The organism is Pseudoalteromonas sp. MQS005 (assembly GCF_001661605.1).
GTDB lineage: Bacteria > Pseudomonadota > Gammaproteobacteria > Enterobacterales > Alteromonadaceae > Pseudoalteromonas > Pseudoalteromonas tetraodonis.
Window position 1 is genome coordinate 52,039 of the sequence record NZ_LYRQ01000010.1, and the last position, 14,443, is coordinate 66,481.

15 protein-coding genes are annotated in these 14,443 nt (G+C 39.9%); 3 read left to right on the top strand and 12 right to left on the bottom strand.

The features are described from left to right. Window positions 1-37 precede the first annotated feature (37 nt). Window positions 38-613, top strand: a complete 576-nt coding sequence (nfuA, locus tag A9479_RS05340) for a Fe-S biogenesis protein NfuA (RefSeq protein WP_013466120.1) — start codon at window positions 38-40, stop codon at window positions 611-613. Between the two features lie 13 nt (window positions 614-626). Continuing rightward, window positions 627-896: a hypothetical protein gene (locus A9479_RS05345; RefSeq protein ID WP_016900082.1), complete on the top strand. Its 270-nt coding sequence runs from the start codon at window positions 627-629 to the stop codon at window positions 894-896. A 4-nt stretch (window positions 897-900) separates the two neighbouring features. Here the strand turns inward: A9479_RS05345 and A9479_RS05350 are convergent, their stop codons facing one another. Beyond that, the gene (locus A9479_RS05350; protein WP_064662901.1) at window positions 901-2,172 is read right to left on the bottom strand and encodes an MATE family efflux transporter; all 1,272 of its coding nucleotides are present in this window, start codon (window positions 2,170-2,172) and stop codon (window positions 901-903) included. A gap of 42 nt (window positions 2,173-2,214) precedes the next feature. Between A9479_RS05350 and A9479_RS05355 the strand changes: the two genes are divergently transcribed. After that, entirely contained in the window at window positions 2,215-3,240 is a 1,026-nt protein-coding gene (locus A9479_RS05355; protein WP_064662892.1) for a polysaccharide deacetylase family protein, read from the top strand. A gap of 3 nt (window positions 3,241-3,243) precedes the next feature. Here the strand turns inward: A9479_RS05355 and A9479_RS05360 are convergent, their stop codons facing one another. From A9479_RS05360 to A9479_RS05410, 11 genes are all read right to left on the bottom strand, one after another. Then, window positions 3,244-4,275 (bottom strand): chemotaxis response regulator protein-glutamate methylesterase, encoded by a 1,032-nt coding sequence (locus tag A9479_RS05360; protein ID WP_028834833.1) that lies wholly within the window; start codon window positions 4,273-4,275, stop codon window positions 3,244-3,246. Between the two features lie 8 nt (window positions 4,276-4,283). Continuing rightward, window positions 4,284-4,901: a chemoreceptor glutamine deamidase CheD gene (gene cheD, locus A9479_RS05365; protein ID WP_013466125.1), complete on the bottom strand. Its 618-nt coding sequence runs from the start codon at window positions 4,899-4,901 to the stop codon at window positions 4,284-4,286. Beyond that, a complete protein-coding gene (locus tag A9479_RS05370) occupies window positions 4,885-5,715 on the bottom strand; it encodes a protein-glutamate O-methyltransferase CheR (RefSeq protein WP_013466126.1) in 831 nt (276 codons plus the stop codon). The genes cheD and A9479_RS05370 overlap by 17 nt, the downstream gene beginning before the upstream one ends. Before the next feature lie 68 nt (window positions 5,716-5,783). After that, window positions 5,784-8,483, bottom strand: coding sequence for a methyl-accepting chemotaxis protein (locus A9479_RS05375; RefSeq protein ID WP_064662893.1), 2,700 nt, complete (start codon window positions 8,481-8,483; stop codon window positions 5,784-5,786). Between the two features lie 48 nt (window positions 8,484-8,531). After that, window positions 8,532-9,017, bottom strand: a complete 486-nt coding sequence (locus A9479_RS05380) for a chemotaxis protein CheW (RefSeq protein ID WP_064662894.1) — start codon at window positions 9,015-9,017, stop codon at window positions 8,532-8,534. Beyond that, window positions 8,999-11,074 carry a chemotaxis protein CheA gene (locus tag A9479_RS05385; RefSeq protein WP_064662895.1) on the bottom strand — a complete coding sequence of 692 codons (2,076 nt, stop codon included), beginning with the start codon at window positions 11,072-11,074 and terminating at the stop codon, window positions 8,999-9,001. Before A9479_RS05385 ends, A9479_RS05380 begins: the two co-directional genes overlap by 19 nt. A 14-nt stretch (window positions 11,075-11,088) precedes the next feature. After that, on the bottom strand, window positions 11,089-11,451 hold the full coding sequence (locus A9479_RS05390; RefSeq protein WP_013466131.1) for a response regulator: 363 nt from the start codon (window positions 11,449-11,451) through the stop codon (window positions 11,089-11,091). An 8-nt stretch (window positions 11,452-11,459) separates the two neighbouring features. Next, window positions 11,460-11,732, bottom strand: coding sequence for a lipid asymmetry maintenance protein MlaB (locus A9479_RS05395; protein WP_024602184.1), 273 nt, complete (start codon window positions 11,730-11,732; stop codon window positions 11,460-11,462). Between the two features lie 163 nt (window positions 11,733-11,895). Further along, window positions 11,896-12,513, bottom strand: coding sequence for an SCO family protein (locus A9479_RS05400; protein ID WP_058155347.1), 618 nt, complete (start codon window positions 12,511-12,513; stop codon window positions 11,896-11,898). Further along, a complete protein-coding gene (gene cyoE / locus A9479_RS05405) occupies window positions 12,510-13,439 on the bottom strand; it encodes a heme o synthase (protein WP_013466134.1) in 930 nt (309 codons plus the stop codon). Before cyoE ends, A9479_RS05400 begins: the two co-directional genes overlap by 4 nt. A gap of 12 nt (window positions 13,440-13,451) precedes the next feature. Next, window positions 13,452-14,441, bottom strand: coding sequence for a heme A synthase (locus A9479_RS05410; protein WP_024602181.1), 990 nt, complete (start codon window positions 14,439-14,441; stop codon window positions 13,452-13,454). Window positions 14,442-14,443: the final 2 nt, after the last annotated feature.

Here is a 14,443-nt window from a genome sequence, read left to right on the forward strand (position 1 = left end):
CAGTATCCGAGTAATTTAGTCAAGTATAGACGGTTTTATGATTTCAATTTCCGAAACAGCGCAAGCGCATTTTGCTAAGCTATTAGCAGATCAATCTCAACAAACGAATATTCGTGTGTTTGTTGTTAATCCTGGTACATCACAAGCTGAATGTGGTGTTTCTTATTGTCCAGAAGACGCGGTAGAAGAGAGCGATATTCGCCTAAACTTTAACGGTTTTGACGCTGTTGTTGATGCCGAAAGCGCGCCTTTTTTAGCCGAAGCTGAAATTGATTTTGTTACTGACAAAATGGGCACGCAGCTAACTCTAAAAGCGCCTAATGCTAAAGCACGTAAGCTAGGTGAAGACGCAAGCCTAAATGAACGCGTTCAACACATGTTAGAAACAGAAGTTAACCCACAACTTGCAAATCATGGCGGCCAAGTAAGCTTAGTAGAGATCACTGCTGCTGGTATTGCTGTGCTTCAATTTGGTGGTGGTTGTAATGGTTGCTCTATGATTGATGTCACACTAAAAGAAGGCATTGAAAAAGAAATGATTGCTAAGTTTGATGAGATCACCGGTGTGGCTGACATAACCGATCACGAAGCTGGCGAGCACTCTTATTACTAAGTATTAATCCACTATGCTAAAGCCACTCATTTACCGCTTAGGGAGCGACCCTAAGTTGAGTCTAAAGCGCTTTTTTCGCGGCCTAGCACTGTTTGTGCTGGCCGTGATATTTATCACTTTGGGTTATTACAGTCATTATAGTTTACAAGTCATTGGCATAGTAATTTTAGCGCCGGCATTGTTTTTTGCATTCTGGGGCTACGCGGGTATTTTTGCCAATCGTTTTTCGCAAGTATTGAAAAACATTCCTGCCAAAAATAACGACCCCGATCTATGGAAATAACGGTTTAATCAAGTAATTGATTATTAGTTTTTAGCTGCTGATATTTAATTATAAGTGTTACACCCCGCATTAGCATAAAGCAACTCATTGCCAACCATAAGCCATTATTTTGCCATTCCTTAAATAGCCAAAACACCCCAAAAAAACCTATTGTCGCCGATAACAGCATACTATTTCGCATTGCTTTAGCACGTGTTAAACCAACGAATATACCATCAAACAAAAAACAACTCATCGCTAAAATTGGCAGCACAATTACCCACGGTAAGTAATGAGTAGCTTCTTCAATAACCTCAGGTACATTAGTCAACAGCTTTATAATAGAGCTGCCAAATAATATAAAAAATACACTATACAAAATGCCAAACAACATGCCCCAAAATACGCTTATTTTTACCCATAGCCTTATCTTTTCAACACTTTGTTGACCTTTCGCTTGGCCTACTTTTGCCTCGCTTGCATAGGCAATTCCATCAAGCGCAAAGCTGACCAACATTAAAAAGTTGAGTAGTACCGCATTGGCTGCCAATGTAGTTTCACCTATACGTGCAGCATAAAAGGTCATAAAGCTAAAGCATAACTGCAACACTAAAGAGCGAATAAAAATATCGCGATTTAAACTTAATAATCCTGCCATTTTTTCTATGCTAAACCAATTTGCAACCGCTAAACTTATGCTCTGTTTTTTAGCTAGCTGAACCACTAACAGCAAAGCAAAAATTAAAGCCGTGTAATCCGCTATTAATGATGCCCAAGCCGCCCCTGCAACCGCCCAATCAAGATAAACTACAAAATAAATGTCGAGTACAATATTGGTAATATTAGTGACTAACAATAAATAAAATGGCCCTCGCCCATAATGAACGCCGAGCATCCAGCCTAATAATACTAAGTTACATAGCGCTGCTGGGGCGCTAAAAATACGAATACTAAAATACCGATAGGCCTCATTGAGCACATCACTATTGGCAGCAGATAAATACGCAATGGCGTGTTTTATAAGGGGGGATAATAAAATCAGAATTAGAGCTACGCTGCTGGCCAATAACAAACTGCGTTTGAGTAAAGCTGCCAGCTGAGTTAAATCATTTTTACCGTAAGCCTGTGCCACCAGCCCAGTGGTGCTCATTCTTAAAAAACCAGCAAGCCAAAATAAAATGGAGATCACGGTAGAACCTAAGGCAATTCCCGCTAAATAATGCGCACTCCCCAGGTGACCAATCACTGCCGTATCAACAATTCCTAACAACGGCACAGTAATATTTGATAATATCATTGGACCGGCTAACAACAACAAGCTTTTATGGTGTGCTTTATTATGTATAAGAAATTGTTTCATTTAGTATTATTGTTCCTGATTTGTGGTTCTTTACGTGCGCAAGCAGCTGTTATTCTACAGTATCATCACGTCAGTGAAACCCTTCCCGCGGTGACCAGTGTAAGCGCCAACACTTTTACTAAACACTTAAATTATTTAAAAGAGCATAACTTTAACGTTATTCCACTAAACGAGCTGATTAGCGCATTAAAACAAGGTAAGGCTTTAGACGATAAAACGCTCGCGATTACTTTTGATGATGGATACAACAATAACTACGAACAAGCTGCGCCTATTCTTGAGAAATTTGGCTATCCGTACACTATTTTTGTAAACCCAAAACTCATTGATGAACAAGCGGGTTATGTGATGGGATGGGATAAGCTCAGAGAGCTGGCAAAAAAAGGCGCCCTTATTGCCAACCATAGTGCCGAGCATAACTATCTGCATAAAAAGCGCGAAAATGAAACACAAAGCCAATGGCGTAAACGCACTAAAAACGACATTCTTAGTTCACAGCAGCGTATTAAAGAAGAAATAGGCCACGATTATAAATACCTTGCCTATCCATACGGAGAGTTTAACAATCAGCTACAAGCTCTCGTTACTGAACTAGGCTTTATTGGCATTGGTCAGCACTCTGGTGCAGTTAATCAACATTCTAATTTTAGCCGTTTACCACGTTTTCCCGCATCTGGTTTTTATAGCAAATTAGATACGTTAATTACCAAGCTCAATTCAACTGCTTTTACTATTAATAAACTAACCTATAAAGATAGTGTAACCACACAAAATCCACCGTCGTTAACTATAAATCTAGAGACTGATGACTTTCATAAAAGCCAATTTGCCTGTTATGTATCAAGCATTGGGCAAGCTAATTTAAATTGGTTAAACGATAATACGGTTGAGGTGACGTCGCCAAAGCAGCTTAATAAAGGCCGCTCTCGCTTTAACTGCACCGCCCCATCAATAAAAAAAGCAGGCAGTTATTATTGGTTTTCACAGCCTTGGGTGATCAATTAAATTCTATTTTTTAATCACTTGATTTAATAACCGCTGGGTCATTTTATCCAGCGGTACGACCTCATTTGCAGCCCCGATATCAATAGCAGCCTTGGGCATTCCCCATACCACAGACGAAAACTCATCTTGTGCCAATGTATAAGCCCCTTGTTGTTTTAACGCCAGTAAACCTTTCGCGCCATCACTTCCCATACCGGTTAATAGTGTGGCAACAATATACTTAGCACCAATTTCAAGTAATGAGTTAAACAGTACATCTACTGCGGGCTTATGCCTATTTACAGGTTCACCATCATCAAGCTGACAATATAATGCACTACCTTGTTTGCTAATGCGTAAATGTAGCCCGCCAGGAGCTATATAAGCGCATCCTGCTACCAGCTTATCGCCTTGTTGTGCCTCTTTTACGTTAATGGTACAGGTGCGCTGCATTCGCTCTGCAAATGAGGTACTAAATACAGGAGGAATATGCTGCGTTATTACAATGGGTGGGCAGTTTTTTGGCATGCGTATAAGTACTTCTTTTATCGCCTCCGTGCCTCCGGTTGACGCACCAATCGCAATCACTTTATTTACTAAAAATTCGGCATTAGTGGGGATGGGTTCTGCTACAGCACTATTTTTTTTATAGCCTCGAACCCGTGCACTGGCTGCCACTCTGACTTTTTGCTGAACAATATCAGCATATTGACTCATTTGCTCCTTAACATTAACTGTTGGCTTAGCAATAAAGTCAACTGCACCAATCTCAAGCGCTTCAAGCGTAATGGGTGAACCTTTTTGTGTGAGTGTAGAAATCATCACAACCGGCATAGGACGTAAGCGCATCAGGTTTTTTAAAAAACTAATGCCGTCCATTTTTGGCATTTCAACATCCAACGTTAGTACATCCGGATTATATTTTTTGATCATCTCTCGGGCTTCGTATGGGTCTTGTGCACCCCCTACTACCACAATATCTTTTGCCTGTTGCAGTATCTCTGTTAGCAATTGTCTGATCAGTGCCGAGTCATCAATTATTAATACTTTAATCATAGCCATCCTTAAAACAGCTCTATATCAGTGGCTTTTGTTTGTTGTTCAAGATTATGTAAGTAACGCACTTCACGTTTTTCAATCGTATTATTGTGTAAGTTACGTAGCTTTTTAACTTGTACTTTTCCATTATGAGGATTAAAAAATATTTTTCGTGGCCAAGGCCCGCCCATATCATGCGCCACTAAATTTAGCGCTTCTTCTGCTATATATGCATTGGCAAAACTGATATTGCCAATACCAATATCTGTCATGGCGCTAATTATTTTGCCTCCCCCAAACAGTTTTACTTTTAAGTTTGCCCGGGATGCGCCATTTTTAAGCACTTCATTAATTAAATATTCCATAGCCCAATTACCGTAACGACAACTTAAACTATGCGCTTGCTCAATTCGCTCACCTTTTTGAATTGGTAGCATAAAGTGGTTAATCCCGCCTATGCCTAGTTTATCGTCGTAAATACAGGCAGCAATACACGATCCTAGGACGGTGGTGATTAGCTCATCATTTTTAGAAACATAAAACTCACCTGGTAATACCTTAGCGACCACACGATCTCGCGAGGCGTCCCAATAGCGTTTAATATGCTCAAAACCCGCTAATACTGGCTTAAATTGCGTGTGCATGGGCTACTTTTTGATACATGGTTTTCCCTAAGTTTTTAAATAAAACATGCTCTTTACCCATGGTTTCTGAGTGCCCTAAAAATAAATAACCTTGGTCATTAAGAATATCGGCATAACGGTTAAAAAGCTGATCCTTTGTCTCTTTATCAAAGTAAATCACTACATTTCGGCACAAAATCAGGTCAAACGAGCCTTTCATTGGCCAGTCTTGTAATAAGTTTAAACGCTTAAATGAAATACATTGCTGCAGCTTAGGTTTAACCTTATAACTTTGCCCATCTTTACTGGTTAAAAACCAGCGTTTTAGTAAAGCATCATCAAGACCATTTACGTTCGCTGCGGTATAAATACCACTTTGCGCCTTCGCCAGTACATTAGAGTCAAGATCAGTGGCTAATATCTTCACATCCCAATCACTTGGAAAAGCTCCTTGCAGCGTCATTGCTAAACTATAGGGCTCTTCACCGGTAGAGCAGCCTGCAGACCAAATTCGAATGCGCTTAGTCTGTTTATTTGTCTTTAACAGGGTTGGTATTAACTGATCTTTTATAAACTCAAAGTGATGCATTTCACGAAAAAAAGAGGTTAGATTAGTGGTAATGGCATTGATAAATGCATCAAACTCCTGATCTTTATGATTTTTTAAGTAATCGAGGTAGCTTGAAAAGTTTGTTAATTTTCGCTCACGAATTCGTCTTGCCAAGCGTGAGTAGACCATCTCTCGCTTATGCTCTCCTAGTACAATACCGCAGGCGTTATAAACTAAATGAGCCACTTCCTTAAAATCACTATCCGTTAATAAAAACTCTTTCATTATTTGCTCTCATTTAAAAATAAAGCGAGGTTCACGCATACATTGCAGGTGAACCTAACTAAGTGAGTTTAAAACTCCTCCCACTCTTCAGCCGAGTCTACAAAATTTTCACCTTTGCTTTTATTACTAACGAAGCTATTTTGTTGCTGATGAGATATTTCAGGTGTGCGAATAACAGGCGATACCACTGCCATATCTTGCTGGCCTAATGAGAAAAAGTGCAGTAAACGGCGCATTTCATTGGCTTGTTCCGCCATTGATTCACCTGCAGCCGATGCTTGTTCAACTAATGCCGCATTTTGCTGGGTCATTTCATCCATTTGCGATACAGCTTTATTTACTTGCTCAATACCTGCACTTTGCTCTTCAGAGGCTTGGGTAATATCGGCTATCATTTGCGTTACGCGTTTCACCGATACCACAATCTCTTGTAACGTCACACCTGACTCATTCACAAGCGCGCTACCGTCAGCAACTTTGCCAACACTGTCTCTAATTAGCTCTTTAATTTCTTTCGCTGCACCTGCCGAGCGCTGCGCTAAGTTACGTACTTCACCTGCAACAACCGCAAAACCTCGGCCTTGCTCACCGGCTCTAGCAGCCTCTACGGCAGCATTAAGTGCAAGCAAATTGGTTTGGAATGCTATTTCGTCTATCACTCCAATGATGTCGGCAATTTTCTTACTCGATTCATTAATCGCAGACATGCTGGTTACCGCTTTATTAACCACTTCTCCACCCTGAATCGCCTTATCACAGGTTTCTTCAGCTAAGTCATTTGCCACTTTAGCATTATCGGCGTTTTGGCGAACCGTACTGGTCATTTCTTCCATGCTAGAGGCTGTTTCTTCTAATGATGACGCCTGCTCTTCTGTACGCTGGCTTAAATCGGCATTGCCTTGTGAAATTTCTTCAGCCCCACTGGCCACCAGTGTAGCCGATGTATTAATGCGATTAATGACCTCAGTTAGTTTATCTGCTGTCGCATTTGCATCTTTTTTAAGTTTATCAAACGAGCCGTAATACTGTTTTTCAATCCGTTTTGATAAATCCCCAGTGGCCATGGCATCGAGCATATTGCCAGTATCAGTTACCGCATCGTCAACCACTTTAACTAAACTATTAAGACCCTGAGCTAAACGTAAGAAAAAGCCATCTTTTCCTTGCTCAGCTACTCGTGCATTTAAGTCACCTTTGCTTGCTGCGCCGACTAATTGAGCAATTTCTTTTTCAATAGCGACTTCTGCGGTTCTGTCTTCCCACTCAACTACCGTCCCAATACGCTCATTGTCTGTGGTGATTATAGGGTTTGCCACTAAACCAAAGGTTCTGCCGCCCACTTTAATTTCTGTACTGTAAGTATCCGTTAACTTAGCCAACATATTTTGCTGATGGGCTGGATTTTTATGAAATATATCAATACTTTGATTAAGTAAGTTTTTGCTATCAAAGTTAGGTAAGTCAGTGCGTATATCATTTTGCGCAACACTCATCATATTTCTCACTGCGCTATTCATATACACAATGACATTCGAGGCATCAGCAATCATGGTATTGGTTGCCACGGTATCTAATGCTTGGCGAACACGTAAGTTTTCTTGCGCTCTAGCACGTTCAGCATCCGCTTTAGACACCTCATCAGTAATATCTTGCCATTCAACAATAGTACCTAAGCACTTGCCATCTTGATTAGTCCAAGGAGAAGCAATGATGTCAAAAATAAGACCAGCTAAATTCAACGTAGTTTTATAAGGAGCATCTAAGTTTTTTAGTCGCTCTTGCTGATTAGCTAGTTCCTGATGAAACTCATCAACACGGATATCCATTAACCCAGCGACTGAAAAACTAGGTAAAACAGTTTGCAACTCTTTTTCACGTGCTTTAAACATTTGCTTGATGCAGTCATTTACAAAAATAATGTTTAAATTTTTATCAGCAATCATCACACTTGCTTGGCATACTTTTAATGCGTTAGCCAAGTCGGCCGCTTTTTTAGAGGTTTTTTCTAGCTCTTTTTGCGCTGTGATATCGGTGGCGTACTTAATCACTTTAAATGGCTTACCATTCATATCGTAAATAGGATTATAAGAGGCATATATCCAAATTTCCTCGCCTTGTTTACCTATTCTTAAATACTCACCACTGTCATACTCGCCACGCCCAAGTTTATCCCAAAACGCTTGATATTCTTGGCTGTTTGCATATTCAGAAGTAACAAACAATCTATGATGCTGCCCTTGTATTTCATTTGCCTGATAACCAAATGTTTTTAAAAAATTATCATTAGCGCCAATAATGGTTCCATCTAAATTAAACTCAATAACCGCTTGTGACTTACTGATTGCGGTAATTTGGCCTGCAGCTTCAACCGCTTTTAACTTTTGCTCAGTAATGTCTGTTGCAAATTTAACGACTTTAAGTACTTGCCCTTGCGAGTCTATAACAGGATTGTATGTTGCTTGGATCCAGACTTCTTTGCCATTTTTTCCAATACGCTTAAATTCATCTGAAATAAATTCACCCGCGTTCAAACGCTGCCAAAATTGACGATATTCATCACTTTGCGTTTCGCTAGGGCTTACAAATAAAGAATGGTGCTGGCCTTGAATCTCAGCGAGTGAGTAGCCCATTACACGAAGAAAATTAACATTGGCAGTAATGATTCTTCCATTAGGCTCAAATTCAATTATTGCTAATGATTTATGCAATGCATTTATGATCAAATCATTGCTTGATTTAGACTGTTTTGAATTACTAAACCATCCCATGCTTATCACCACCTTTAAGTTATTTGCTTTATTTAGTTACTATTACCGCTAAATATTCATGGTTGCCTGCAGGTTAATTAGCGCGACCATTTTATCACCCACATTCACTAGCCCTGCGACATATTCACTTTCATTTGTTTGGGTTAAACTCGGCACTGCTTTAGCGTCTTGCTCAGCAATACTGTAAACATCCGCTACGGCGTCTACCGTGATCCCCATCACTTTACTTTCTTGCTCAAACTCAACTTTTACAATAATGACTACCGTTAACGGTCCATACTCAATGGTGGGTAAACCAAAGCGCAATCGTAAATCAATAATTGGCACAATGGTGCCGCGTAAATTAATCACGCCTTTTATGTACTCAGGGGCATTTGGCAGTGCGGTTATATCTTCCCAGCTACGAATTTCTTGCACCGTTAATATATCTACTCCGTACTCTTCTTCAGCCATAATAAAGGTGAGAAACTGCTTAATGCCCTCTTTGCGCTGTAGTTCAATATTGCTATTTAATGCTATTGATTCAGAGAACATGAATCCTCCAAGATGGTCGATGGCTCAATACTCAATGCTTGGCTACCTGGCTTTTTTAACCCTGAAAGCTTTATCAAGCCGCTAATATCTAAAATTAACGAAACACGCCCATCACCTAAAATCGTTGCCCCCGACACACCATCCACTTTGTGGTAATTAGCCTCTAAGCTTTTTATAACCACCTGCTGTTGTGAAAGTAAATCGTCGACAAGTAACCCAACTTTTTGATTATCGTTTTCCACGACAACTAGTAAGGTTTTATCTAACGATTCAATGGCATTTTGGTGATTAAAAATGTCGTATAAACGTAAAATAGGAATGTATTCATCACGTAATCTGAGTACATCTAGGTCTTTACCAACACGGCTTACTTTTGCAATATCAATTTGCAACGATTCTACAATCGAGATCAGTGGAATAATGTAAGTATGCTTGGCTACTTTGACTAATTGCCCATCTAAAATAGCTAAAGTGAGCGGTAGCCGAATAGTAAAAGTAGAACCAATTCCAGCAGCAGATGTCACTTCTACCGAGCCATTTAATGATTGAATATTACGCTTAACCACATCCATACCCACACCACGGCCAGATAAGTCACTGACCTCATCAGCGGTAGAAAATCCTGGCATAAAAATGAGTTCGTTAATTTCATCAACTGTTAGCTCACTGTCAGCGGCGATCACTTCATTGGTAATCGCTTTTTCTTTGATCTTTTGAGTGTTAAGACCTTGGCCATCATCCATAATTTCAATGACGATATTGCCGCCCTGATGAAAGGCATTTAATGTAACCTTACCCACAGGATCTTTTCCTGCTGCAATACGTTTTTCTACCGTTTCAATACCATGATCCAATGAGTTTCTTACTAAATGCACCATAGGATCGGATATTTTTTCCATAACGGTTTTATCTAATTCTGTTTGTTCTCCTATCAGCTTTAACTCCACCTCTTTATTAAGCTTTTGGGCAATATCACGTACTAAACGTGGAAAACGACTGAACACAAAGTTAATTGGCAGCATGCGAATACGCATCACGTTTTCTTGTAAGTCGCGGGTGTTATGCGCTAATTGCGCAAGCCCCTCTTGAAGCGAGGTCACCGTGGTAGGCGTCATTTCTTGTTCGCTAAGCTGATTTAGCATCGCTTGGGTAATGACCAACTCTCCAACCATATTAATCAGTGAGTCGACCTTATCAATGCCAACACGAATGGAAGTTGACTCAGGCGCTGCTTTTGCACTGGTTGGTGCTTTTGGTTTATTGGTTTTGGGTTCAACAACCGTTTTTGGTGTTTCAATAACAGGTTCGTTGACCACTGCAGCTTCTGCTGCTTTACCATCATTAAATAAGCCACCACAAAGCTCAATTTTAATATCGGCATCGTCCTCAACCCACTCAAAAATTTCTCTAATTGCTTGATCGTCACGGTCAGTGTTTAAGAAAAATCGCCAATATAAAAAGCATTCATCGGTCGTTAAATCTTTGATGTCAGGTATAACATCAGTAAACGCTTGTACTTCCAATTCACCAAGTTCAGCTAATTCACTGATCATAAACAGCGGTTCGTTACCCGTTTTAAACAAATGAAAATGCGGTTTAAAATCAATTTGATAAGTATTAATAATGACCTGTTCAACACTGGCTTCTGCCACTACGGTTTCACTTTCAGGCATGCCAAGTAATCTTTCAAACTGCTCTCGTAATGAGTCAGCTTGGCTTAAATCAGGCTCTTCCTGTACTTTAAGCGAATGCAACAAGGCTCTTAAACAATCTACTGATTTAAGTAATAAGTTAATATGTTCACTGCTTATATTTCGCTGACCTTCACGTATTTGATCCAGTAATGTTTCTAGAACATGAGTGAAGTTTGCGATTGAATTAAACCCAAAGGTAGCACTGCCTCCTTTAATAGAATGGGCAGCCCTAAAAATAGTATTAATGGTTTCTAAGTCTTCTTCGCCCGGCACTAAGTTGAGTAATTCAGTCTCCATAACATCGAGGCCTTCAAAACTCTCTTCAAAGAACACTTCAAAAAACTGGCTTAAATCAATACTCACAGTGCACTCCTAGGTTAGCGGATTACTTTTTTTAGCACGGCTAATAGTTGATCTGGATTGAAAGGCTTTACAATCCACCCTGTTGCCCCAGCAGCTTTCCCTTCTACCTTTTTATCCATGCCCGATTCTGTGGTTAACATAAGTAGCGGTGTAAACTTGTAATTCGGAAGCCCTCTTAACTCTCTGATAAGCGTGATCCCATCCATAACAGGCATATTTACATCAGAAATAACTGCATCAAAACCTTGCTGCTTGGCAATCGCTAATGCCTCACTACCGTCTTTGGCTTCGGTAACATCAAACCCTGCTGTTTTTAACGTAAAACTCACCATTTGACGCATTGATGCAGAATCATCTACAGCTAATATTCTTTTCATATAGACCTCTAATTAGTACTTTCTGGTGCTAGGTATTCACTTAAACCGAGTTGATCAATGGCATTGGTTAATGCATCACTACTGCCAACCCAGGCAATTTTTTGATTAATAGTAAGAAGATGTTTTTGTAGGGCACATAAAAGTTGAACCGAGGCCGTATCAGCAGACATTACATCGCTAATATCTAAGCAAATATCTCGGCTATTATTAAGTTCGCTTAATAAATCTTGATGTAAAACTTCAACATGAACAATTGAAAGTTCGTTTGGTAGTTTAAGCATTTTTTAAGCTTTTCCTTATCAACTCAATCCATAACAAAAGCTTAGACCGAGATAATGAAAACGCCATAAAAACGACTAAAAAATAACTAATTAATTAAAAACCGTTAATAAAAAACGCGAAAAGGGGCATAAAGCCCCTTTAAAATCGTAAAACCTTTAAAAGCTAGTTTTTGTAGTATTCGGCTATTTCAATAAATTCTGCGGTTAATTTTGTAGTATTAACCAAAGGCACATCTCCTTGTTTAAATTCAGGCTTAAAAATAGCTCTTAGTGCGCCACTGCCATCAACAAGGGCAACAGATGCACTATGATCCACCGCATAGTCGGATTCATTACTATCACTAATTGCGTAAATTAATCCAAGCTCGCGGACAAATGGAAATAAGTCTTTATGTTCACCTGATACAGCTAAAAAATCTGGATTAAAGTAATCTATGTACTCTTTACGTTTTTGAGCAATATCACGTTTAGGATCAACAGATATAAACCATACTTGTAGTGGATACTCAGCCTGCAAATTTTTATAGGCATTGTTGAGCTTAGCTAGCGTCATCGGGCAAATATCAGGGCAACTTGTGTAACCTAAAAACACTAAATTCCATTGGCCTAAAAACTGCTGTTTGGTTACTAACTTCCCTTGTTGATCACTCAACGAAAAGTCAGATAACGGTTTTGCGGTTTCATAAACTAACGCATCAAGATCTTGTAAATTTTTTTTATCACTACAGGCCGATAAAAAGAGTACTGAAAAAACAACTAAACCACACCATAACTGCTTCATATAACTAGCCATTTATCTATAAATAAGATGATAAATAGTATCATCAAATGAATAATCGAAAAACGAAATAAATCCATCGCAGTGTCTTCTTTGGCGGCAAACTTTAAGTTAATTGCTTTGTATATAAATACAATATTGAGAAGACATGCCCCGCTTAGATAAATAAGCCCTGACATGCCAATCAAATAAGGAAACACACATACAATGGCGAGTAATACCGAATATGCAAGCACGCATGTTTTACAAAAATCGATACCATGGGTGACCGGTAACATGGGGATTTTAGCCCGCTCATAATCACTTTTACGCGCGATGGCGAGCGCCCAAAAATGAGGTGGGGTCCAGGTAAATATAATCATCACCAGCAACCAAGGGGCTGCCGCCATTTGATTTGTTTCAGACACCCAACCGAGTAATGGAGGCATTGCACCGGCTAATCCCCCTATAACTATATTTTGTGGTGTAGCACGTTTTAAAAATGACGTATAAATAAACGCATAACCAACAAGTGCAAATAAGGTCAGTATGGCTGTGAGCGTATTTGCCCACAACATCAGCATAATAAAGCCCGCAACGCCAATCACAGCAGCAAAGCTCAGTGCATGTAATTTACTTAAACGCCCTTTAGCAACAGGGCGATGGCGGGTGCGTGCCATTTTGCTATCAATTTCGCTATCAACCACATGATTAATGACTGCGGCGGCCGCAGAGAGTAATCCAATTCCTAATAAACTGATGAACTGAACCCCAACACCTCTGCCAACATCAGGGGCTAGCGCTAAGCCAACCCATGCTGTTAACACTAGCATAGCCACTACTTTAAATTTACTTATTGCCAAATAATCTTGGATTAAGTGGTAACTTTTAGTCAATAACGATGCGCTGTAAACGGGCTGCATTGCTTTTTTATTAATTGTAAGTGCCATAATCATTCCCCTCTAAGTACGTACTTTTAGGTAATAACATAACCTAACCATAGTTAATAACAGTATGGCAGCCATTAAGTTATGCGCCAGTGCCACGCCTAACGGAAAATGAAAATGCACCACGGCTAACCCTAAAGCTATCTGGCAAAATAACGCCACTAGCACACTCACCGTACAGCTTTTAATTTTTTGCGAATAGGCATGACTGTATATACGCCACATCACCAAGGCTAAAACAATGCAAGTAACTAAGGCCCATATTCGATGCAGTAAATGAATAGACATACGCGCCTGTTGCGACAACACACCAAATTCATAATTACTGTGCTCAAGGGGGAGCTGAAAGACACTACTGAATGAAAAAGGCTGAGCGTAACTACACAGCGGTAAGCCATTACAATGTGGAGCCGCATAATTAGCCGCTAACCAACCACCAAGGGCGATTTGTAAAATCAGTACCGTTAATGCCACGAGGCTTAATTTAAAGTGAGGTTTTGCGCCCGCATCACCACCCGTAATAGGTTGGCTGGTCAGACGCAAATACAATAGCGTTAATAACGCTAAAATACTAAATCCTCCGAGCAAATGCCCCATAACTATAAGCGGCTGTAGGTTCATAGTAACCGTCCACATACCTAATGCGGCCTGAAAAATAACAAGCAGCAGCAATATCATAGGCAACCTTACAGGCGTGGTTGGGTACTGACGCTTTAGAAAAGCTAAAATAAACAACACTAAAATTAATACCCCAAGCGTGCCTGCAAAGTAGCGATGGATCATTTCTTTCCATGCTTTTGCTTTTTCAAATATCATATCGGGATAACTTTGAATCGCTTGTGCAATCTCTGCTTCGTGTTTAGGCACGGTTAAAAAGCCATAACAACCAGGCCAATCGGGACAACCAAGCCCTGCGTCACTTAAACGCGTGTATGCGCCCAGAGCCACCACAATTAATGCGAATAAACTCGTTGCTAATACCAAATTTTTATAGTTTTTATACATAG